General features: G+C 56.6%; 1 protein-coding gene. It reads right to left on the reverse strand.

The window, feature by feature from the left end; genetic code table 11:
* A partial coding sequence (locus ACFPVS_RS13640) for a hemagglutinin repeat-containing protein (RefSeq protein WP_378595862.1) occupies positions 1-1,220 on the reverse strand: 1,220 nt, incomplete at both ends.

The following is a 1,220-nucleotide window of genomic DNA, read 5'->3' on the forward strand; positions in this document are numbered from 1 at the left end:
GATGCCGCTGGTGGTTTGGCGTTCGGATTGGTTTTGGCTGTTTTGGGTGGAGCGGATGTTGATGTCGCGGCCTGCAATCAGGGTAACGTCGTCTTGGGCGGCAATACTGCTGCCCAAGATGCCGATATCGGCTTTTTTCGCCTGCAATACGGCTGCGCCGCCGGCAGACAATTGCGTGCCGGTGGCTTTGTCGAGGCTGCCTTGCGCTTCGCTGCGGTCGTTGAAGGTGCCAAACGGAATCACTTCGCGGTTATCAATGCTGAAGCCGCTGCGTTTACGCTCGCCGCTTTGGGCGGCCGTATCTCGGGCAAAGCCCAATTCGATGCTTTCCGTAGCAGAAAGCAGGGCATTGCCTTCGGCGGCGAGTTTCGCGCCTTCGCTCTTGATATTGCCGTCGGTGGCAATGATGTTCAAATCGCCTTGTGCGGATACCGAGGTCACGACTGCCTGAGTGCCTTCGCTATGGCGGCTTTCGCTGGATTTTTGGCGGCCAGCTGTGAAGACTACGGGCGTCGTTGCGGCATAAATGGCTTTACCGATGGCATCACCGCCCTGTATGGTTTTACCGACAACAGAACCGCTGTAACCGCTGCCCTGCATATTGCGGTCGTAGCTGGCTTTGGCTGCTTCAAACGGATTCACGGTAATACTGGCCGATACGCCTGACTGCTTGGCTTCCATACGGCTGTCGCTTTGCGATGCGGTGTGCGCGGCATTGAGCGACACATTGCGGCCTTGTGGGGTCATATCGCCGCCGGTAGCCAAGACAGCAGCTTCGGTGGTCAGATTGTTGCCCGCAATAATGGCGGTGTCTCCCGTGATACTACCGACTTGGGAAACGGTGAGGCTGGTGGAAGCATCATCTTGATTGAGTTTCTGCGATGATTTACCCACACCGACGCTGAGCACACCGTCTTTAAAGCCGCCGCTCAAACCCGATCGTTTGCGCTCGTGGAACTCATGGTCGGCATAAGTGTTTTCAGCTGCGGTAATGTTCACATCATTTCCCGCCGCCAACACCGTGAGGCCGTCTGAAACCGCGTTGCTGCCGCGCATATTCAAATCCTGCCCGGCGCGAATAACGACCTCATTGCCTTCAATAGTGCTGCCCGCCGCTTCATCGTGCCGGCGGCGGTATTGGTCGAGTGAAGTTTTTTTAGAAGCGATGCTGCGCGATTTGCTGTAAACCGATTCGTCCAAGTCCAGAGTTTGGCGGCCTT

The organism is Neisseria weixii (genome assembly GCF_042658245.1).
GTDB classification, from domain to species: Bacteria; Pseudomonadota; Gammaproteobacteria; order Burkholderiales; family Neisseriaceae; genus Neisseria; species Neisseria weixii.